Origin of the sequence: Streptomyces sp. NBC_00536 (genome assembly GCF_036346295.1) — a bacterium.
In the GTDB taxonomy this organism is placed as follows: domain Bacteria; phylum Actinomycetota; class Actinomycetes; order Streptomycetales; family Streptomycetaceae; genus Streptomyces.
The window spans coordinates 3,588,256-3,609,618 of record NZ_CP107819.1 but is presented as its reverse complement, the minus strand read 5'-3'; the positions used below and the strand labels follow the sequence as shown (position 1 = coordinate 3,609,618).

Below are 21,363 nucleotides of genomic sequence, written 5' to 3'. Positions count from 1 at the left end.
GCGCAGCTAGAGGATCAGCTGTCGGCGCCTCCAAGAGGGCTGAGCTGCCACCAGGGCGGTTCACAGGGGAGGGGTCCCATGCGTTCTGTAACACGAATAGGCTTAACCATGGCTGCCATCGTCGGCGCCACGCTTTCCACTGTGCAGGTCGCGGGGGCGGCCGCAGCACCGTCGCCAACGCCTCCTGCCACCGGGACTCTCGGTCCTGCCGCCGAGCAGCGCATGCGCGCAGAGATCGCTGACTCGAAGCCTGTCATCGCGAGCTACAAGGGCAAGCAGATCGACCTCTCGCGCGGCTGGCAGGGAGCGCAAATATGTGCCGAGGTGTCCGCGGAGTCGGTCAAGTGCTTTGACAGTCAGAGTGAAGCCGACTCGGCGCTCGCGGACGTCAACGCAGCGGTTGCCAAGCGGGAGAGCGTGGCCCGAAAGGCGATGGGCCTGGACACGGCACGTCAGGCGCCGACAGGAACGTTCTCCATCGATGACTGCCCCCTCGGTTGGATCTGTGTGTGGCAGGACTCCAACTACACGGGTCGCCGCCTCCAGTGGAACACCAGGGGAACCAAGAACCTCAGCGACTGGGGTTTCAGGGACCAGGCCAGCTCCGGCTGCGTCAATCGCTATCAGTCCGGCGCGAGCCTCGTCGACTTCCGGGACTTCCAGCCGGACCCGGAAATGCTGATGGGTGCCGGGTCCTGCTACGACTTCACCAAGGCGAGTTACGTCTGGGGGGGAACCTGGAACGACAGGGCTGATGCCGTAGTCGTCAACTAAGGCTCTTCAGTCGTTCACACCCTGATTCGGATGGCCACAGCTGCGGATGCGACTGTGGCCATCCTGGTTGTGTGGTCTGGAACCTCAGACTGGGTGCGGGTCCGTGACCGGTGGGCGTGAGCGCCGTCTTGACGATGGCCACCGCTTCGACCCGGCCGACTACCGTGAGCGCCATGCGGTCGAGTGCGGGATCAACCGCCTCAGGAGGAACCGCGCCGTCGCCACCAGATACGACAAGCTCGCGGTGCGATACGAGGCCACCGTCTTGGTAGCAGCCATCAACAAGTGCTTGTGACTTGCCGTTTCGCCTGGGCGGGGTGGGGTTGGCGAGTAGTTCCCGCAGGAGTTTCGCAATGAGATCGGACTGTCCCGCGAACGGGGAGCTGCCTGTCTGCCATTCGCGCACGTCGGTGTAGCGCGAGGCCATCCTCCGCTGGAGGCCGGGGTCCCGGTCCTGTGCACATACGACGTAGGTGGAGGGCGTCTTCTTGCAACTGTGGCGTTGCGGGACTCCTCGTCCGCAGCCTGGGGCTTGCGTACGGGGTAGGCCAACCACTCAGGCGGCGAGGGGTTCGGGACAGTCGCCGGAGAGAGTGTCGATAGCCCGGTCGGGGTGCAGGTTGGTTGAGCCGTCGGGCTCAGGGATGATCGCGTCCTGGAGCTGCGGGGATGTACCGTCCAGACTGGCCGCGCTCTCGCCGGACATGGCCCACCCGCTGCGCCCACGCCCGGAGCAGCTCTACAGGGCCTTCTTTGGATCGAATCGCAGCTCGTGGGCGGCCTGCTCTGCGTGGACTCCGGTCCGTCCTGGGAACTGCCGGTCCAGGATGGTGCGGGCCTTGTTGAGATCCCCGTCTATCCCAACCTCGATCTTTCCGTCCCCGGTGATCCGGGTCGAGCTGACCATGAACCCGTCGCCCTTGGTGTGGTTCACCCAGTACTGCAGCACAAGCTCCTGCGGGGTGTGCACCCCACCGTCATCCGGACTGTAGGCGACCGGCACCGTCTTACCGGGGAAGCGGGAATCCAAGACCGCGTGAGCCTTGGTCACGTCTCCACACACCGTCACGTCGTACAGGCCGGGCTTGCGAGGACCGATCCCGCAGATGGTGAAACCCTCGCCGGTGACGGACATGATCTGTCCTTCGGTGTCACCGGGCGACGGCGTCGGCATCACGAGAGGGGAACCACCGTGGCCGGTGCCGCACCCGCTGACGAGTACCGCGGCCAGAGCGATGGCGGCGGTGCGGGCGGTGGTCCGTATCACGAAGCTCCCCTGTCAGGTCAGGTGTTGAGGTTGAATCCCATCTTGTTCACAATGGCAGACATGCCGATGAAGGCGACACCCTCGTAGCATGTGGTCCCACTGTTTGCGACACTTCCAGCCGGGCACGTTACGGTGCTGCCCCAGCCGGCGCTGATCAGGCCTCGGGCCTGCATGTTGTCGTTGCTGTAGGTGCCGTCCGGGCTGGTGACAACCGGGCCACCGCTGTCACCCCCTGCCACCGCCATGCTGGTGTCGGTCCGTATCGCCTTGACGACGTTCTGCCGGTCGATGCCGCCGATGTTCATTGTTATCCCGGCGTACTGCACCAGGATGTTGCAATGGATGCCGGACATGGAACCCGAGGTGCACACATAGTCGCCGGCCTTGTTGAGACCCCAGCTCGCGACGTGCTTGTGATACCCGGTCGAGTCGTTCCACGCCCCGTCGTAGAACTGCTTCCCAGACTCGCCGATCACGTTCACGAACGTCGTGTCATAGTCGGTGTTGGAGATCCCAGCGTATCCCTCCTTGACACCCTGGGGCGTGGTGAACTCCCCGGATGTCGCGCAGTGTGACGCGGTCAGGATGATCTTGCTGCCCGTGCCCGTATACGTACCGCCGAAGCCGGAGGAGCACCAGGAGCCGTCAGGGTTGGTCAACTGCGCACCGGCCCAGAACGGTGAGACGTCGGAGACCCGAGTGCTGGTGTCCTCCATCTCCGGGGCGGATGCTGCCTGCACCGGAACACCGGCCAGCGTCTGCGCACGGGCGGCAACATCCACCGCAGACGTGCTGGTGATCCGCTGGGCCGAGATCGGATGAGTCGTACTCTTCGCGGACTTCGCGGACTTCGCGGATGGAGCGGGCTGCGACGTCGGCGAGTTGTAGGTGACAGACAGGCCGCTGCCGTCAGGAAGGACCGCGATGGAATTCCACGCTGCGACCGGCTCCGTGGCCGCGTCCTTGCCCTTGACGGCCTTCTTCAAGCTGTCGCGGGCCGCCTCCAACTCCTGTGCAGAGTACGCGGCCGGGGAGACGGTCACCTTCAGACCCTTGGCGGCGGCACTCGCCTGGACATCCTTGACGTTCTGCGGAACATCCCCCTTCCAATACACGGAAAGCTCACCCGTCTTCGGGTGCACCACAACTCCGCCGTAACCACCGACGTGTTCAGCCTCCGTGCCACTGGTGCCAGTGATCTGATCGGCGAGGGCATCCAACTGGGCCTGCCGCTTGAGGGTCGCCTTGTCCACTGTGGCGAGAGTGGAGGAGGTCGGGGACGCGGCAATCACCGGAGTGTTCTTCGGCGATGACGAAGCCCCGGCAAACGGGGCAACGGCGAGAGTGGCGGCGATCATGGCCGCCGTCATGGCGGCTGTGGTCAACTTGCGGGGCAAAACTGCTCCTTCGAGGATGAAGATCAGGTCATGCACCCGTCAATCTGCCATATGTTCGAATCTTCGTCAGGCGACTTTCCCCACGGCTGAGGTGAGGTCTGACCGCCGCACAGAAGGAGTCGAACAGGCTTGTCGGCCACGAACGAGCAGCGAGCGAGCACGGCTTCGCCGCCCTGAAGGACTGGCGGATCCTCACCAAGCTCTGAATGAACGCCCGCCATGCGACGATCCCCCTACGCGCGCTGCTCGTACTGACGAACGCCGAGGTTTCCAGCAGACAGACGATCACCTTCTCGCGATCACGCCCGGGAGCCGCCCGAGGTGTCCACTGCCGTCCCACGCAAGCCCCCGTGACCTGCGACTTCAGGTTGGAGAACCCTCAGTGGGTCCTCGACCGACCGCACTATTACCTCTGCTGCGGACTTCGCTGCCCCACACCATGTCCGCATCTCCTACACGGTCCCGCCAGACCGCCTCGCCGCGTTCGTAGAGCGTCTCGGGAACAGGCCGGCATAGGCCCGACTCATGGCCACGGAGTGTCCTCGACCTCACCTGCGATGCCGTGCATTCTCGACAGGTTCTGATGCGTTCCTCGATAGCCCAGCGACTCAAGAACCAGCAGTGACAGGTAGTGCCTGGCAAGCAGCCACACTTCCGTGACGAGGCCCGGAATCCGGTAGAGCTCCTTCTGATCCTCTTCGGGGTGAACCATGTGGTTGCGGACCTTGGTCACCACGGCGGGGCCATCCCAGGCCTGCCCAGTACGCCGACGCATCTCATCGACGAAGGAAGCCATCGCTGGCAGACGGCCGCGGTCTATGGAGACCTCGACGTTGATCTCCCGGAGGGCCTTCCGCAACTTTTCGTGGGCAGGCCACAAGCGGGTGTTCTTGTACTCCGCGCGAGTGAGGACGCCGCGAAGGCAGAGCCTCTGCCACATAGCGTGCTCCAGTCCGGCAGCCCCGATCATCACCCGCTGCTCCACGAAACCCTGGTCGCGGATGGCCGTGATCGCATAGCTGATCTGCAGTCGCAGTGCTTCTCCGCTCACGGGATCTGCCATCGCGGGTACGAGTCCGTCCAGAAGCCTGCCGAGGGTGTCGAGTTCCCAGAGATCCCACCAGCCGGAAGAGTGCTTCCGGGCCGGATCACAGTGCAGGGTGCCCCACTGCCCCTCCGGACTCAGCGCTTCGAACCATTCGATGCCCTGTGACATCGGGCGCAGCCCTTGGGCGAGTTCGTTGAGTATGACGTCGAGTTCGGTCATGACTGCCTCCGGTTGGAAAAGGCAGCACTCCGCCGCGGTGATCAGGATTCCGAGCAGCGCTGCCAGATCGGCTGGCAGGATGACGGGCCAGGACTTGACTGGGGGCACGCCCGAACGCGATCACGCTCGGGGGTGCACCCAATCACTCGATCAGATGCTGGAGGATCGCCTCGACGAACGCTGTTCGCTTGGCTGGATCGACTACCTCCTTGGACCACACCGAGGCGATGTCTTCCCAGACCCGTCCGACGCGAACTCGCGGGCCAAGCCGTTCTGCCACCTTGCGGGCCCACGCATGGTGATTGACGATCTGGCGTGCGTCGTCGACGGCTTCGAGCAGATCAGCAACTCGTACATCGAGACGGTTAGCAACCTTCTCCCATGCCGTTTCATCAAGGGCGCTAAAGACTTCTTTCTCGGGCGCTTGTGCACCTGGGAGAAGAATGCAGCCTTCACTTTCATCCTGATCTCCATCGAGAATTCCGAGGGACCGATTGGGGAGCTTATCTTTCGATGCTAGCTCCCCGAGGGTTTTCACTGTGGAAGCAGCGCCCACTGGTATCACTGCCACTCGATTCCTGATTTCAGGCATCTCCTGGGAGATCAATGCGTCAACCAGGGTCTGCGCCTGCTCGTCCTCGCAATATAGTGTGAGCTCTGGATGATCAACATCATCCATGAGTGACATGGCGAACTCCGGAGTCACTCCATAGATAATGTTTCGTGGCCCCTTGCGCTGAGCCTGAATGTAGACGCGAGCCTCAGTCGGCAGTTGTTCAAGAATGGTGGCCGAGTGGGTGGAAAGGATGAATTGAATCTTCCTTTCCTTTGAGATGGCGAACAGTTCTGTCATCAGGCGTCGCTGGGCCCTCGGATGGAGAGAGGCCTCTACCTCATCAATGATGACGAGAGACTGCACGGGGGCGGACCGGAGCAATGCCACCAGGTCTGTGGTGGCGTCCTCGCCAGCACCTTGATGAAAATTGGAGTACTCTCCCGCGTCAGTGGTCAGGACTCCGACCTGTTTGTTTTCGTACTTCGCCATGCCGCTCGCAGTGTACGACTTGTTCATGATCCGGGACAGCAGCGCCCGGTCAGACTCACTGAATAGCGTGATATCGCCGGGGAAGTTCAGCTCCTTAGCGATCTTTCCATAGCCGACTAGAGTGTTGATGGGCTGCGTGCGGCTGATGTCGAGAAAGAATACGGGGCGCCGAAATCTGTCGGGCATTCCACGCCATCGCTTGGTAGGCTTCCTCAAGGTCAGATTGCTAACGGAATTTCCGCGCCTGATCTGGTAACCCAAGGCAACGCCTTCGACGATTTCCCATGGCGTATTAGGAAAGAAGTCATCCGGGTAGAAAGTCAATCCGTCCTCTTGGTTTACCACATAGGCGGCAGCTGCGACTTTGAGAATAGTGCTCTTTCCGGCCCCGTTTTCGCCAGCAACCGCAACGACCGGGAATCGGAATTCGACGGTCTCACCGTTCCATCCCCGAAGTCCGTCAACATGCACAGCTTCCAGGAACTGCGGCCACCCTTTCGCTGTGTTCCGCGCCGTGTTCCACTCGTGCGTAAGTGGTGACAGTGTGGGGGGTGTTTTGCGCGGAGTGCTCACTCAGTGTTCTCCCTCTGCCCCGACTCACGCGGCGGCCGGAAAGTTCGATGGTTCCTTCTTTCAGACATCATGTTGCCCCGCCGTGGTTCTCGGCGCGGATCATTTTCCGCAGACTGCCGCGGGCCGCGGCTAGGTCGTCCTGAGCCTCGGTGAGTTGTGCTTCGAGCTCGGCCGTCGCGTGCTTGGCGGCAGCGAGGCCGTCAGAGAGCCGCTGGTTCTGAGTGGTGAGCTCGTTCACGCGGGTCACGAGATCGCCGACGGCGACTTGGTCGAGCTGGCACAGCGGCCTCGGCGCCCCGGTCTGGTGCACGAGCTGACGCAACGCCACCACGATCGTCGGGCCGCTCCTGGGGCTGCAGGACTTCCCCTACCTAGATCTGCCCCGCCCGCAGATCACTACGACCCATCCCGACGGCTATCTCTGGAAGCGCGACCACGTAGACGCGTGGCTCGGCAGAGCACCAGTCGTCTGGATCGACGACGACTCCACCGCCCTCGACTACGCCTGGGCCACCGAACGCACCGCGCGCGGCCACCCCACTCTCCTCGTTCAGCCCGATCCGTACGTGGAATCCGGTCGCAGCACGTCACAGCTGCCACGAGTTGGACGCCATGCAGTGTTGCCGGAGGTGGGTGAATCCGCGAACTCAAGCGTAGTGATGGGGCGATGATGGTGGTCTTATAAATCTGACGCCGCGTCTGCGGTAGCCTCCTTATAAGTTCTTCCGTCGCTCACCGGAGGCTCCATGGCCATGCCCCTCGTCGCCCCCGTTCCCAACGACATCCGAGCCAAGCTGGCGGCTCTCGGAACGAGGTGGGAGTACCTGCACCCGGCGCTGTATGCCGGCGAAGCGGCGCGACGGACGGCCACTCCCAACCACCCGGCGAACACGGCCGGGACCCGGGCCTACCAGGAGCACGTACGTCTCCTTCGGGAGGAGCACATCCGCCACGAGGGCTGGAAGCGGCTCTTGCACGACCACCTCGAAACCGTCTGCAACCCGCAGAAGACCCTCGCGATCGCCACGATGGTCGGGGACTCGGCCACGGGCATACAGGCCCTTCATCCCACCAACCTCCATAAGCGGGGTGCCGCTACCGAGCGGGCGGCCGAGGCGAACTTGCAGCCTGCCCTCTTCCCCACCCCCGTCGGGCCGCATGAGGCAGTCCTCGACGAGGATGAGGCGCGGGCGCTGAAGACCTGGTTCCTTGTCTCCTACCGGGTGGAGATCGAGGATGCGGTGCGGATCCACAGCGAGCTGTCGCTGCCCGTCCAGGTCGAGCGCGGATTCGTGGCGGAGTGGGCCCTGCGGATCCCGCTGCCCGTCATCAAGATGGACGGAATCGAACGACCTGACGAAGATGGACCCGACGAGATCGACATCCCCGTCGAGTTTCGCTGAGGCCCGTCCTGTGGGATGGCCGCGATACTGGCCGCCCCACCCGCACCACCCAGATCCTGAGGCAGTCCCACCATGGTCACCCCGTCCCGTATCACGCTGGCCCGCAAGCGCCGGGGCCTGACACTCGCGGAACTCTCCGAGCTCGCGGGAGTCTCCCTGCAGAGCCTGTCTAACTATGAAACGGGCCGAACTACGCCGCGCCGCACCACCGTGGGACGCCTCGCCGAGGCCCTCGACTTCCCCGAGCTCTTCTTCGAAGGGCCGGAGGTCGACGAACTCCCGATGGAAGGGATCTCGTGGAGGGCCCGGAGCAAGACCTCGGCCCGCACACTGGACGCCGCCCGCGCCGCCGGCACGCTCGCAGCGCTGCTGTACGACTGGATCGACGAGCGCTTCCGGCTGCCGGCGGCCGACATCCCCTCCCTGGGGAAGCCCGATCCGGAGACCGCAGCTGAGATGGTCCGCACCCGCTGGGGCCTGGGCAGCGCGCCGGCGCCCAACATGGTCCATCTTCTGGAAGCACACGGTGTCCGCGTGTTCTCCCTCGCGCCGGAGTACGCCGAAGTCGACGCCTTCGCGCTCTGGCGGGGGCCAACCCCCTTCGTCTTCCTGAACACGATGAAGTCCGTTGAGCGCGGCCGCTTCGACGCGGCGCACGAGCTCGGCCACCTCGTCATGCACGGCAGCGACCGGGAGTGCTCCGGACCCGAGGCGGAGCGGCAGGCGAACGACTTCGCCAGCGCCTTCCTCATGCCCGCAGCCAGCGTGATCGGCCACATGCCGGCCGGAGCCCATGTCGACCAGATCCTCAAGGGAAAGAGGATCTGGAAGGTCTCCGCGATGGCGCTGACCTACCGGATGCACGATCTCGGACTGCTCACCGACTGGCAATACCGTTCCGCTTGCACAGAGCTCAGCAAGCGGGGTTACCGCAGAGACGAGCCCGAGGGCATGAAGAAGCGGGAGACCTCCCAGGTCCTGACCAAGGTCTTCCGCGGGCTGAGGTCCACCGGAGTGAAGCCGGCCGTCGTGGCCGCAGAGCTGGGCCTGACCTCGGAGGAGATGAACAAGATGCTTTTCGGGCTGACCATCACTATGGTCGACGGCGGCGGCCAGCACTCCGCAACTGAGCCCCGGCGGGCCCTGTCGCTGGTTCCCTGATCAGCCATCGGGCCGGGAGAGCAGCCGGAGCCCCGCTCGCGGCCGCTGACCTGCAGTAATGGGCCGACTGTTCCGCCCATGGCCGGCAGGAGTTTCGGGGGCCTGTCACAGTCGCCCGTGACCTGCAGATTCAGGAGTTGCCTCAAGGCTCCTCGCCGTCGCCCCCCCGGGGCCGGAAAGTCCTGACTGCACAGCCAGGGCAGCCTGCCGTCCTAAGCGAGGAGTACCCGGCTGCCGTCCCCGCACCGGGAACAACGGGAACGCGGCCCCACCCATGAAAAGCGTGGGTAGCGCGATGCCCAGCGTGATCCGTGATCGACCCCGGGTTTTGCCAGTGCTCCACCCGTGCGGTTGGAGGAAACGCGTCGAGACTTGCTTGTCCTATGCACGGCCGGCGGCGCAGCTGTTAACCGTCGTGCCGGTCGCTCGTGGGTGACGACTGAACGCTGGGCAATGCGGGGCGGCCAGCCCCGAAGCTGATCTGTCCGTCGACCCACCACGTTCGTCCACGCTGGAACACGGCGCCCGTGACCGCCACCGGCCTACGCTCACGGTGCGCTGCCACAGCCCGGTAATACTCCTCCTCGGTGATCGCGACTCGTACTTCAGCAGGTTCTCCCTGCTCTTCTCGCCCTATGACGAGGTAACCGCTGGCACCGCCGGACACGGATGCCCGGTTGTCCAAGGTCACTGCGAGGACCGGTCCACTGAATTCCTCAAGCGGACGAGATTCGTAGGGCATGGAGCGTGGGACCGGACTGGTCGAGATGGCTGAAGTGGAGGCCCGGGGCGGAGTATCCAGCTGGGTTGACCGCGAAGAACGACCGAATGCCACTTGAGTAGCAGTGCCGTGGGCTGTGCGGATGGTTTCGGGTGTGAAGAGCGTACTGGTGTCCATGTCGAGGCGCGGGCCGGGATGACCTGAGGCCCACTGCAGGGAGAGGTCGACCGACTTCAGGCCCGGAAACTTCGAGAGCGGCAGCAGAGCGTTGGCCAGCATCGCGGCGAGTCTTTGTGCGCCACCGGTGTTGTGGTCCTGCTCGATGTCGAGAGGATCACCACCGAGCAGGCTGAGTCCTGTCGCGAGGTTCTCCATTACGGCGCGCGCGAACGCCTTCGGAGAATCCCCGCGGCCGTCGAGCAGGGAGTAGACGGGGAAGATGAAGCTCCCGTGCTGTGTGTGTCCCAGGGTGACCCGCTCACGCATGTAGGACATGACCGTGTGACTCCGGCGTCCACCGAAGGAGGTGTGCGGGTCGTGGGTGTAGCGCGCGGATACGTCCAAAAGGCGGTAGATCGCCCCGAGAGTGTCCTTTGCTTCGGCGAGGCCGATGGTGTCGGAGTCAGGATCGGCGTGCACAAGGCGAACCGTCAGGCAATCCCAGCTACGCGATGAGATCAGTCGCTGCAGACCTGGGGAGTCGCACGCGTAGTGCTCTGCCAGAACGGACATGAGCTCGGCGAACCGCCGGTCGAAGTCCGCATACTCGCGGTTCAGCGGCAGGAGATACAGGACCCGAGGGTAATGCTCGGGGTCGAAGCCGGGCGGGGCCCAGCGTTCGAAGGCGCCTTCACGGACATCGACGAGTGTCCAGTGCCGTGAGGAGAGGAACCCCGAAACCTGAGAAGGGGAAACAGAAGTGGTCAGAGGATAGAAGTCCGCAATCTCCAGGCTGCTCATCCCACACCCCCGTCGCCGAGCCTCTTCATCTCGCTTCTTACATACTCCTCGGTGAACTCGTCCTCACGCCTGAAAAGGACTGTCCCAGACTTCCGACCCGGCGCGAGTGGATCCCAGCTGCGAGGGTCTGACTGGAGCATGATGCCATCGAGGATGAGCTTGTCCCCTGCACAGATCAGGCGGGGAACCTCCACCCCCGTCGGGAGCAGCAGCAAAACAAGCTTGACCGGAGTGAGACGCGGGCGCCGCAGTTCCCCGTGGCTTCTTGCGTCCAACTGCATCGAGAAGTCGCCGTTGGCGCGCCGCCGGACGCGCAGCTTGCTGCTGCTGGCCTTGAGCTGAACGTCGAAGCGCGGTAGCGCGTACGGATGGGGTTCGGCGGAGACGACAGTTGCGTCCACGCAGTTGTAGTCGATGCGAGGATCACTCAGAAAGCAGCCCGCGGCGTTCACGATCAGTTCCAGTACGGCTCTGCTCGCGACTTCCTTCTGGGAGGACGATGGTGCGCCTGTACGGCGGATCGTCTGCTCACCCATCCCGCAGTCCCCGCCTTCACGCGCACTGTCCGCCGTCTGGGGTACCCGGCTCAGCCCCTGCGGTCGCGCCAGCCTAGCCCGCAACAGGTACTCCGGACGGCGGAATCAGCGCCCCGGGTCGCCTCTTCGAGGGATTTGGTAGGGCTTTGCCGCCGATGCACCGCCGTCGATGGTCACAGGTCACGGACGGTGGGTGACCGAGCTGGAGAGGACGAAAGCAGCTCTTCGGGGCTGGCGGGTAGGGGTTGCCGACGCACCTCTGCTGGGCAAGGAGCGCCCCCCACACTCGCCCTGGCCCAAGCGCTACGAGGGCGATGGGCCCACGGCTCGCTCCCGGTTCTCCTTGAGCGTGCGACCGGCACTGTCCTTCCACGTCACAGGTCCGCTCCGGTCGCTCCCCGACAGCATCGATATCGCGCTCGAAGGGCCGTCGAACATGTGCGATGGACCAGCTCCGCGATCCTGGCCGATGTCCACCGCTGGTCATCGCCCCAGCCGTCGGCGGTAGGTCCTGCCTCTACCTCCTCCAGTTGCGCTACGTGTAACCGGTCTTCCGCCGGTCGACCGGCGGAAGACCGGCAGAAAACACCACCTGATCTACGACTGGCACGGCACCCCGCTCAAGGCCGTCACCACCGCGGCGAATGCGAACGACGTCACCGAGCCCCTTGCCCTTGTCCCCCTCGTCTGCAGCCTCATGTGCTGGCGACGCCTCAACAAACCCGACTCATGACCCTTTCACGAGCTGTGAGGTTCAAAGGCCGGGGTGGCAGCCCTGGGGGTTTCAACCCAACCCGGTTTCGATGACGAAGCTGTCGAGGACGTTCGCGCGGAGCTTCAGGTGCTTCTGATGCTCTGGACCTTCTCCACTGGACCTGCTCCAGGAGCGCCGCGGAGCCGTGGGTGCGTCGAACCAGCGGGTGCGGGTGGCGACGTGGCTGACCTGCGAAGGAGCCTCATGCGTTCCCAAAATGGGGGAGAGGCGTTCCTGAGGCTTTACGGGTCAGGGCCCTGAGCTGCGGTTTTGTAGTTTTCCGCAAGGCCCACGAAGGCGGGGGTCAGGGGTCGCCTGACCGCTGACAGCCTAGCGGATGGTGCTGGGGGTGGGCGCATGGATTGCTGTGGCGCCGGGGGTGGGGCGGGGGGAGGCGTTGGCTGGGCGGAGGCCATTCCCTCGTGGGGGTGGCGCTGCGATAATCGGCCATCGGGGGCCGGATATCGGTGTTCCAGGAGCGATGCGAAGGACTTGCCAGCATGACGATGCCCGTGATCGAGATCAAGCCCTCTTCGACGCCGCGGTCCGCCGCGGAGCGCGAGGCGATCCTGGCCGATCCGGGGTACGGGCGGCACTTCACCGATCACATGGTGCAGATCAGGTGGACCGAGGGGCGCGGCTGGCACGATGCCGAGCTGGTTCCCTATGGGCCGCTGTCGATCGACCCGGCGAACATGACCCTGCACTACGCGCAGACGATCTTCGAGGGGCTCAAGGCGTACGAGCAGCCCGACGGCTCCGTCGCCACCTTCCGCCCGCGCGCCAACGCCGAGCGGTTCCAGGCTTCCGCCCGCCGCATGGCCATGCCCGAGCTGCCCGCCGACCTGTTCGTCGCGGCGTGCGACGCGCTGGTCGAGCAGGACCGCGCCTGGGTGCCGGACTCCGGTGAATCCTCCCTGTACCTGCGGCCGTTCATGTTCGCGACCGAGGTCGGCCTGGGCGTGCGCCCGGCCAGCGAGTTCCTGTTCATGGTGATCGCCTTCCCCGCCGCCGCGTACTTCGCGGGCGGGGTCAAGCCCGTCTCGGTGTGGCTGTCCGAGGAGTACGTGCGGGCCGTCAAGGGCGGTACGGGTTCGGCCAAGACCGGCGGCAACTACGCGGGTTCGCTGGCCGCGCAGGCCGAGGCGGCCGTGCACGGCTGCGACCAGGTGGTCTGGCTCGACGCGATCGAGCGCCGCTGGGTCGAGGAGATGGGCGGCATGAACCTGTACTTCGTGTACCGCGACCACATCGTCACCCCGGAGCTGACCGGATCCCTGCTGCCCGGCATCACCCGCGACTCGCTGCTGACGATCGCCCGCGACCTCGGTTACACGGTGGAGGAGGGGCGGATCTCCACCGAGGACTGGCAGAAGGACGTGGAGAACGGCACCCTGACCGAGGTGTTCGCGTGCGGCACGGCCGCCGTCATCACCCCGGTCGGCTCCGTCAAGTCGGCCCGCGCCGAGTGGGTCCACGGCGACGGACAGCCGGGCGAGGTCACCATGCGGCTGCGCAAGGCCCTCCTCGACCTCCAGACCGGCCGTACCCCCGACACCCACGGCTGGATGCACCGGATCCAGATCGGGTAGGCGGCGGGCGGGGCGGCTTTCCTCAGTCGTGCAGTTCCAGCGTGCAGCACTTCGCGCTGCCGCCCGCCTTCAGCAGCTCGTCCATCCGGATGCCGATCGGCTCGAAGCCCCGCGCGGAGAGCCGCTTGGCGAGCCCCGTCGCGGCCTCGGGCAGGATGACGTGGCGGCCGTCCGACATCGCGTTCAGCCCGAACACGGCGGCGTCCTCGGCGGTCGCCAGGATCGCGTCCGGGAACATCCGGCGCAGGACCGCCTGGCTGCCCTCAGAGAAGGCGGCGGGGTAGTACATGACCTCGTCGTCCGAGAGCACGGCCAGCGCGGTGTCCAGGTGGTAGTACGAGGGATCGACGAGCCGGAGCCCGGTGACCGGCATGCCGAAGAACTCCTGCGCCTCGGCGTGGGACCGGGGGTCGGTCCGGAAGCCCGTGCCGGCGAGCAGGCGGCCGCCGACCGTCAGGTAGTCGCCCTCGCCCTCGTTGACGAACTCCGGCCACAGGACGTCCTCGTACCCCTGGGAGCGGAACCACGCGAGGTACGCCGGACCCTCGGCGGTGCGCTCCGCGTGCCGGAACCGCGCCCCGAGCACCTTGCCGCCGGCCACGGTGGCCCCGTTGGCCGCGAAGACCATGTCGGGGAGGCCGGGAACCGGCGGCACCTCCAGGACCTCGTGCCCCAGGTCCTGGTAGAGGGACCGCAGGCCGTGCCACTGCCGCATGGCCGCGCCGGTGTCCACGGGCTGCGCCGGGTCCATCCACGGGTTGATGGAGTAGGACACGTCGAAGTACGTCGGCGGGCACATGACCAGTCGGCGCCGGGTCGCGGAACGGAGCCGGAGCGGGGCGGGCAGGGACTCGGGCGCGGACTCGGGCTCGGGCATGCGTTCTTGTCCAATCGGCTTGCTTGATCGGCTTGCTGGGGTGGGGTGTTGCGCCAGGCCCTAGGACAGGGCGGCGAGCGCGGTGAGGAGGCGGTCCGTGTCCGAGCGGCTGGTGTAGTGGTAGATGCCGACGCGGACGGCGGATCCCTGGTCACGGATGCCGAGTGCGGCGGTGGCCTCCCAGCAGTATGAGTGGCCGTACCACACGTTGATCTTCCGGGTGGCGAGGTACTCGGCCACCTCCTGCGGCGTGTGACCGTCCACCGTGAAGTACACGGTGGCGGTGGACCGGGCCGGTGCGCCGATCCGCCGGACCGCGGGCAGCGCCGCGAATCCCGCCAGGAGGTGCGCCAGTTCGCCCTGTTCGTAGGCCCGTACCGCCGCCATCGAGACCAGGAGCCGTTCGCGGCGGGTGCCCGTGGCCCGCGGGTCGAGCCCCGCCAGGTAGTCCACGGCGGCGCGCACGCCCGCGAGGTCCGCGAGCGGCAGCGTGCCGGTTTCGAACCGCTCGGGTCCGGTCGCCGGGGAGGGGACGAGCTTGTCCGGCTCCAGTTCCGCCAGCAGCGCCGGGGCGGCCACGATCGCGCCGACGTGCGGGGCGTTCCACTTGTAGGCGCTGATGGCCCAGAAGTCGGCGCCCAGCGCCACCATGTCCACCGGCATGTGCGGGGTGGCGTGCACGCCGTCGACGAACAGGAGGGCGCCCGCCGCGTGGGTGATCTCCGCGATGCGCGGCAGATCGGGCATGGTGCCGAGGATGTTGCTGGCCGCGGTGACCGCGACGAGCCGGGTACGGGGGCCCACCAGCTGCCGGTACTGCTCGGCGGGCAATTCCCCCGAGGGAACCTCCATTTCGGCGTACCGGACGGTCGCGCCGACCGCCTCGGCGGCCTGCGCCCACGGCCGCAGGTTCGCGTCGTGGTCGAGCGTCGAGAGGACGATCTCGTCGCCCGGGCCCCAGGTCTTGGCCAGGGTGGCGGCGAACCGGTAGGTCAGCGTGGTCATGTTCGGGCCGAAGACGACGCCGTCCGGCGCGCCGCCGACCAGGTCGGCGACCGCCTGCCGGGCCTCGGCCACGATCGCGTCGGACCGGGCGCTGGCGGGGAACGCGCCGTGGAGGTTGCCGATCCCCGCCTCGTAGGCGCCCGAGATGGCGTCGATGACGCTCTGCGGCATCTGGGTGCCGGCCGGGGCGTCCAGCCAGACCACGCCGTCGGAGGATGCAGCGTCGGAGAAGGCCGGGTACCGGGTCCGTATGCCCGCGACGTCGAGGTTCATGGTGCTTCCTTCTGTTGTCATGTGGTCAGTTGGGTGGCCCGGTCCAGCGCCTGGGCGGCGTGGGCCTGCCACTCCTGCCCGTCTTCGAGCCGGGCGGCGTTCTCCACGGCCCGCCGGGCCGCGGCCAAGGCCTGCTCTCCCCGGCCCAGGTCGGCCAGCCGCCCGGACAGGCCGACGAGCGTCTTGGTGAGTCCCCGCAGGCCGTTCTGCGTCTTCGCGCGCAGCTCGTACGCGTCCACCAGGCTTTCCGCCAGCAGCACGGGGAACTCGCCGAAGACCGTGACCCCGGCGGGTACGGCGTCCAGCAGGTCGGCCGGGAGGGCGGGGTGCTTCTCGGCGAGGGCGGTCAGCGCCTCGGCGAGCGGGGCCGCGTAGCCGCTGCTGAGCGCCACCTCGATGGCCATGGGGGAGACCCCCGGCAGCAGGGACACCAGCTCGGCCAGGCGGGCCCGGACTCCGGGGCGGGTCTCGGCGGCGCGCGCCAGCACGGTCAGTGCCCTGCGGTCCTGCTCCTCGGTGGTTTCCATCATCGTGCTCATGAGGAACCGGGGGGTGACGAGGACGGCGAGGAGGTCCTCGGTCGGCGTGTCCGGGAGCGCCTCGTTCCAGTAGGACGGCGAGGACTCCGGGGCCGGCGAGGACTCAGCGGACTCAGGGGCCGGCGGGAACTCCGTGCGCAGCCACTGCGCGGTCCGCAGTCGCAGGGCCGGGTCCTCCAGGGCCTGGATGTGCCCGAGCGCCCCCAGGGCCGCCTCCTCGTCCGCCGCCCCGCACAGCGCGGCGGTGGCCACGGCGCTCTCCAGCACCTGGGGGGCCAGGAGAAGTCCGTACGCCTCCGCGGAGCCCCGCAGGCGGTCCATCTCCCGCAGGACCAGCGGCTCTTGCGTGCCCCCGGACCGGCCCCGGGCCGCCTCCGGTCCCGGTGACCCGGCCGCGGAGGCGGCGGCCGCCGCGCGCAGCTGGGCCACGATGCGGGGCAGGGCCTCGCCGAGAGGGTCGCGGATGAGGTCGGTGGCGATGGCGTCGTAGGGGGTCGGGTCCCAGTTGACGATGACCAGGGTCGCCCCGGCGTGGACCGCGGCCGCGCAGAGGGAGCCCGCCGGTTCGACGGTCAGCGTCGTCCCGGTGGCGAGGATCAGGTCGCAGGAGGTGACGGCCTCCTGCGCCCGGGAGAACACCTCGGGCGACATGGTCTGCCCGAACATGGTGCTGGCGGTCTTCTGGATCCCGCCGCACTCCGGGCAGGACGGCGTCGCCTCGCCCGCCGCGATCCTGGTCAGCACGTCCGTGGTGGGCCCGCGGTACCCGCAGGCCACGCACAGGGTGGTGCGCATGGTGCCGTGCAGCTCGACCACCCGGTCGGCCGGGGTGCCGGCGAGCTGGTGCAGGCCGTCCGTGTTCTGGGTGACCACCGTGGTGTCGATGTCCGAGTCCGCCAGCGTGGCCACCGCGCGGTGGCCCGCGTTGGGTTCGGCTTCCCAGACGGTGTGCTCGTAGCGCGTCTTCCAATAGCTCACGCGGAGATCGGGGTCCGTCATGAACGCCTGGTAGGTGTGCTTGGTCTGCTGGCCCGGGCTCAGGGTCCAGACGCCGGAAGGGCCGCGGAAGTCCTGGATGCCGGAGTCGGTGGACAGTCCCGCACCGCTGAACACCACGAGGCGGCGGACGCCGTACGCCCAGTCGGGAAGGGGAGCGTCGGAAGGGTCGGAAAGGGGGGAAAGAGACGTCATCGGGACCTCCAGGAGAAATGGGTGCGGCCGACCGTATGCGATCGACTCGTCATCAGCGCGCGACTTTCGCACCGGTGAAGCGGTGGAGCGCGTGCACGCCCTCGCGCAGGGCGACCACCAGCCGTTCGGCCAGGTCGTCCGTGTTCTCCTTCATCAGCAGGCTCCGGTGATCGCCCGGGGTTTCGAGCACCACCAGCGGACCCGCGACCTTGGCGCCCCAGCCCAGATCGGGCCGGGTGTGCGGGGCTTCCTCGCCCCGGATGACGACGGCGCTGCCGCGGTACGGGACGTGGTCCTGGTCGCGGTAGTCCAGCAGTGCCTTGGCGTGGCGCTGGTAGAGCTGCACCAGACGGCGCAGGTCGTCGACGCTGCCCACGTCGGGGCGGGCCAGGTGTCCCTCGGCGAGCGACAGGGCGTGCTGGAGGCGTCGTTCGGACGGGATCCGCTGGAGTTCGGCCAGCGTGATCGGCAGCTTGTCGGCGAAGGCGCCGAGGATCGCCGCGGCGTCGTCGTCCACCCACGCGGGCGGGACCGGATCGGCGATGCTGGAGTCGATGAGGGCCAGTGCCTCCACCTCGCCGCCTTCCCGCTCCACCTGGCGGGCCATGGCGTAGGCGACGGCGCCGCCCATGCACCAGCCGCCGAACCGGTACGGCCCTTCGGGCTGTACGGCGCGCACCACGCGCATGTAGTGCTCGGCTATGTCCTCGATGGTCGCGGGGCGCGGGCCGTCGGGGCCGAGGTGGTCGTAGGCCTGGATGCCGAAGGTCGGCAGGTCCGCGGGCAGGGAGTCGCTGAGCGACCCGTAGCAGAACACCGTCCCGCCCAGCGGGTGGATGAGGAACAGGGGCCGCTCGTCCGAGGCGGGGGACCCGTTCAGCGGGACCAGGACGGAGGCCTGTTCCTCGGTGCCGCTGTCGATGGCCGCCGCGATGGTGGCGACCGTCGCGCCGGTGAGCAGGCTGGCCAGCGGGACCTCGTGGCCGGTGGCCTCCTTGACCCGCAGGACGACCCGGAGTGCGGCGATGGAGTATCCGCCGAGGTCCCGGAAGGTGTCGTCGGCGCCGATCCGGTCCACGCCGAGTTCCTCCGCCCACAGCTTGGCGACCAGTCGCTGTGTGTCGGTGGAGAGTTCGACGATCTCTCCGGCGGCGGTGGCGCCGCGGTCGGGGTCCGGGAGGGCCGCCCGGTCGATCTTCCCGTTCGGAGTGAGCGGGTAGGCGTCGAGCCACATGTACGCCGACGGCACCATGTAGTCGGGGACGTGGGCGGCCACATGGGCGCGGAGTTCCTGTGGAGTGGCGGCCCCGGTCTCGGCCCCGGTCCCGGCCGCGCCCACGAGGTGGGCGACGAGCTGGTGACCGCCGAGGCCGTCGGGGCGCGGCACGACCACGACCTGGCCGACGGACGGGTGGGTGCGGAGCACCGACTCGATCTCGCCGAGTTCGATCCGGAACCCGCGGATCTTGACCTGGTAGTCGGAGCGGCCGATGAAGTCGATCCGGCCGTCCGGACGGCGGCGCACGGTGTCGCCGGTGCGGAACAGCCGGCCGCCGGTACGGCCGAAGGGGTCGGCCACGAAGCGCGCCGCCGTCAGGTCGGTCCGGTCGCGGTAGCCGCGGGCCACGCCGTCACCGCCGATGTACAGCTCGCCGGGCACACCGATCGGGACCGGGCGCAGGGTCTCGTCCAGGACGTACACCTGGGTGTTGGCCAGCGGCGTGCCGATGGTCACCGCCTCGCCGGGGCGTACGGGCTGCAGGCAGGACCAGATGGTGGTCTCGGTCGGCCCGTAGGCGTTCCACACCGAGCCCATGCGTACGGCGAGCTGTTCCGCGAGGTCGGCGGGCAGGGCCTCGCCTCCGCACACGGCCCGGATCCCGGGCTCCTCACCGAGCCCGGCGTCGACGAGCATCCGCCAGGCCGAGGGGGTGGCCTGGGCGATGGTGGCCCGCCTGACCTCGCTGACGAGCGCGGTCGCGTGCGCGGCGTCGTCCGCGAGCACGCGGAGTTCGGCGCCCACCAGCAGCGGGGCGAAGACCTCCAGACCCGCGATGTCGAAGGACAGGGAGGTGACGGCCAGCCAGCGGTCCGCGTGGGTGAGGCCCGTCTCGCGGATCATGGACCGGAGCAGGTTCACCAGCGCGCGGTGCGGGATCTGCACGCCCTTGGGCCGGCCCGTCGAACCGGAGGTGTAGATCACGTAGGCGAGGTTGTCCGCCCGCAGGCCGGAGGAGAACACGCCGCCCAGGCCGTCCGCCGCGCTGTCCGGGGTGATCGTCAGCACCGTGGCCCCGGAGGCGGGAAGCTCCGATCCGGGGTCGGCGAGCACCAGCGCGGCCTTCGAGTCGGCCAGCATGTACGCCAGCCGGTCGGCCGGGTAGTCCGGGTCCAGCGGCAGGTACGCGCCTCCGGCCCAGAGCACCGCGAGCACGGCGGTGATCAGGTCCACCGACCGCCGCATGGACACGCCCACGACCACGTCCGGGCCGACACCGCGCTCGCGCAGCTGCCAGGCCAGCCGGTTCACCCGCTGGTACAGCCCGGCATAGGTCACTTCCCGGTCCCCGCAGGTCAGGGCGACCTTGTCCGGGTACCGCTCGGCGGCCTCGGCCAGGAGGGACGGCAGGGGACGGTCCAGCGGGAACTCCGCGGCCGTGTCGTTCCACTCCTTGAGCTGCCGGGTGGTCTCGGCCGTGCTCAGCAGCGGCGCAGCGGACACCGGGGCGGCCGGGTCGTCGACCATGGCCTCCAGCGCCGCGGCGTAGTAGCCGCCGATGGCCTCGATCTGCTCCGCCGGGAACTCGGCCTCGTCGTAGTTGATGCCGAGACCGATCTCACCGGTGTTCGGGTCGGCGCCGAAGTTCGCGGTGAACGGGAAGTTGGTCTGCTCGAAGAAGTTCGTGTCCTCGATGGTCAGATGGGTCAGGGACAGGCCGCCGTAGCTGCGCATCGCCCGGTAGTCGACCAGGGTCTCGAACAGTGAGTCCCGGTTCAGGTCGCGCTGCATCTGGCCGAGGGGATAGCGCCGGTGGGCGAGCGCCTCGACCTCCGCGTGGTGCACCTGGCGGGCCAGGTCGCGCCAGCTGGTGCGGCCGGTGTCCAGGACCAGCGGAACGCTGTTGAGGAACAGGCCGATCATCCGGTCCGCGTCGGGGCTCTCCGGGCGGCAGTTGGCCACCCGCCCGGTGATCACGCGCTGCCGGCCCGACATCCGGGAGAGCACTCCGGCGTGCGCCGCGTACAGGGCGGCCTTCGTGGCCACCTTGGCGCCCGCGGCGAAACCCTTGAGCTGTTCGGTGAGTTCCGGACGGAACGCCACGCGGTGCACCCGCGCCGACCGCTCCGCGCCCTCCTCGATCGCAGGGGTGCGCCCGGTGTCGCCCCAGCGGGGCAGCTCCAGTACCTCCGTGTCCGCCAGCAGGTCGCGCCAGTAGTCGCGGGACGTCCCGTCGGCCAGCGCCTCGCGCTCCAGCCGGACGAGGTCGCGGAAGCGGGAGGCGAGCCGCGGCGGCCGGGGCGTGTGCCCGGCGAGCGAGCGGTCGTACTCCGTCAGGAGCCACGAGGTCAGCAGCGACAGGCTCCACCCGTCGAGGATCGCGTGGTGGAAGCTCAGGTTGAGCCAGAACGAGGTGTCGCCCACCAGCTGCGCGTGGACGCGCAGCAGCGGCGGCGTCGCCAGGTCGAACGGCCGGGCCTTCTCCGCGGCGCGCCACGAGGTGATGTGCGCGTCCTGGCCGACAGCGGTCAGACCGGTCAGGTCCTCGACGGTGAGCGGGGGTTCGACGTGGTCGTGCACGAGCTGCATGGGCTCGCTGAACCGGGTCAGCTCCACGCCGCTGCGCAGGATGTCGTGGCCCGCCAGGAGCGCGGCGAGCACGCTCCGGAGCCGGGACGCGTCGAAGGGCCCGGAGATCTTCAGGCTCGACAGGTCGTGATAGGTGGTTCCGGTGGTGTCGAGATGGCTGTGGTACAGCATCCCGGACTGCAGCCGCGTGAGCGGGTAAGCGTCGTTGATCGCCATGGTG

15 protein-coding genes and 3 pseudogenes are annotated in these 21,363 nt (G+C 67.7%); 6 read left to right on the top strand and 12 right to left on the bottom strand.

The features are described from left to right. The first annotated feature begins 108 nt into the window (after nt 1-108). Nucleotides 109-774: a peptidase inhibitor family I36 protein gene (locus tag OHS33_RS15610; RefSeq protein ID WP_330331008.1), complete on the top strand. Its 666-nt coding sequence runs from the start codon at nt 109-111 to the stop codon at nt 772-774. 142 nt (nt 775-916) lie between these two features. Further along, nucleotides 917-1,069: pseudogene (locus tag OHS33_RS15605) on the top strand (IS5 family transposase); the annotation flags it as partial. Nucleotides 1,070-1,102: 33 nt separating this feature from the next. On the opposite strand, the pseudogene OHS33_RS15600 reads toward OHS33_RS15605, so the two are convergent. The 6 genes and pseudogenes from OHS33_RS15600 to OHS33_RS15575 form a co-directional block, all read right to left on the bottom strand. Further along, nucleotides 1,103-1,477: pseudogene (locus tag OHS33_RS15600) on the bottom strand (alpha/beta hydrolase); the annotation flags it as partial. Between the two features lie 36 nt (nt 1,478-1,513). Continuing rightward, complete coding sequence (locus OHS33_RS15595) at nt 1,514-2,041, bottom strand: hypothetical protein (RefSeq protein WP_330331007.1); 528 nt, start codon at nt 2,039-2,041, stop codon at nt 1,514-1,516. Nucleotides 2,042-2,058: 17 nt separating this feature from the next. Continuing rightward, on the bottom strand, nt 2,059-3,474 hold the full coding sequence (locus tag OHS33_RS15590) for a hypothetical protein (protein WP_330331006.1): 1,416 nt from the start codon (nt 3,472-3,474) through the stop codon (nt 2,059-2,061). A 487-nt stretch (nt 3,475-3,961) separates the two neighbouring features. Continuing rightward, on the bottom strand, nt 3,962-4,705 hold the full coding sequence (locus OHS33_RS15585; RefSeq protein WP_330331005.1) for a DUF5958 family protein: 744 nt from the start codon (nt 4,703-4,705) through the stop codon (nt 3,962-3,964). A 142-nt stretch (nt 4,706-4,847) separates the two neighbouring features. Beyond that, nucleotides 4,848-6,323 (bottom strand): ATP-dependent nuclease, encoded by a 1,476-nt coding sequence (locus OHS33_RS15580; RefSeq protein WP_330331004.1) that lies wholly within the window; start codon nt 6,321-6,323, stop codon nt 4,848-4,850. Between the two features lie 67 nt (nt 6,324-6,390). Next, nucleotides 6,391-6,645: a hypothetical protein gene (locus tag OHS33_RS15575; protein WP_330335350.1), complete on the bottom strand. Its 255-nt coding sequence runs from the start codon at nt 6,643-6,645 to the stop codon at nt 6,391-6,393. Between OHS33_RS15575 and OHS33_RS15570 the strand changes: the two are divergent. The 3 genes and pseudogenes from OHS33_RS15570 to OHS33_RS15560 all read left to right on the top strand — a co-directional run. Next, nucleotides 6,605-6,960 (top strand): annotated as a pseudogene (locus OHS33_RS15570) (hypothetical protein); the annotation flags it as partial. The gene OHS33_RS15575 and the pseudogene OHS33_RS15570 overlap by 41 nt on opposite strands. A gap of 109 nt (nt 6,961-7,069) precedes the next feature. Then, nucleotides 7,070-7,726, top strand: coding sequence for a hypothetical protein (locus tag OHS33_RS15565; RefSeq protein ID WP_330331003.1), 657 nt, complete (start codon nt 7,070-7,072; stop codon nt 7,724-7,726). A 72-nt stretch (nt 7,727-7,798) separates the two neighbouring features. Beyond that, nucleotides 7,799-8,887 (top strand): helix-turn-helix domain-containing protein, encoded by a 1,089-nt coding sequence (locus OHS33_RS15560; RefSeq protein WP_330331002.1) that lies wholly within the window; start codon nt 7,799-7,801, stop codon nt 8,885-8,887. Between the two features lie 406 nt (nt 8,888-9,293). On the opposite strand, the gene OHS33_RS15555 is transcribed toward OHS33_RS15560, so the two are convergent. Both OHS33_RS15555 and OHS33_RS15550 read right to left on the bottom strand, forming a co-directional pair. Continuing rightward, a complete protein-coding gene (locus OHS33_RS15555) occupies nt 9,294-10,568 on the bottom strand; it encodes a hypothetical protein (RefSeq protein ID WP_330331001.1) in 1,275 nt (424 codons plus the stop codon). Further along, a complete protein-coding gene (locus OHS33_RS15550) occupies nt 10,565-11,104 on the bottom strand; it encodes a DUF4365 domain-containing protein (protein ID WP_330331000.1) in 540 nt (179 codons plus the stop codon). The genes OHS33_RS15555 and OHS33_RS15550 overlap by 4 nt, the downstream gene beginning before the upstream one ends. A gap of 1,254 nt (nt 11,105-12,358) precedes the next feature. Here OHS33_RS15550 and OHS33_RS15540 point away from each other — a divergent pair. Next, a complete protein-coding gene (locus tag OHS33_RS15540; RefSeq protein WP_330330999.1) occupies nt 12,359-13,450 on the top strand; it encodes a branched-chain amino acid aminotransferase in 1,092 nt (363 codons plus the stop codon). A gap of 22 nt (nt 13,451-13,472) precedes the next feature. On the opposite strand, the gene ddaH is transcribed toward OHS33_RS15540, so the two are convergent. From ddaH to OHS33_RS15520, 4 genes are read right to left on the bottom strand one after another with little or no spacing between them, the layout of a single operon-like run. Continuing rightward, the gene (gene ddaH / locus OHS33_RS15535; RefSeq protein WP_330330998.1) at nt 13,473-14,327 is read right to left on the bottom strand and encodes a dimethylargininase; all 855 of its coding nucleotides are present in this window, start codon (nt 14,325-14,327) and stop codon (nt 13,473-13,475) included. Between the two features lie 60 nt (nt 14,328-14,387). Further along, nucleotides 14,388-15,605, bottom strand: a complete 1,218-nt coding sequence (locus OHS33_RS15530; protein WP_330330997.1) for a cysteine desulfurase-like protein — start codon at nt 15,603-15,605, stop codon at nt 14,388-14,390. Nucleotides 15,606-15,622: 17 nt separating this feature from the next. Further along, entirely contained in the window at nt 15,623-17,335 is a 1,713-nt protein-coding gene (locus OHS33_RS15525) for an SIR2 family NAD-dependent protein deacylase (protein WP_330330996.1), read from the bottom strand. A gap of 52 nt (nt 17,336-17,387) precedes the next feature. Further along, nucleotides 17,388-21,359, bottom strand: a complete 3,972-nt coding sequence (locus tag OHS33_RS15520) for a non-ribosomal peptide synthetase (protein ID WP_330330995.1) — start codon at nt 21,357-21,359, stop codon at nt 17,388-17,390. Nucleotides 21,360-21,363: the final 4 nt, after the last annotated feature.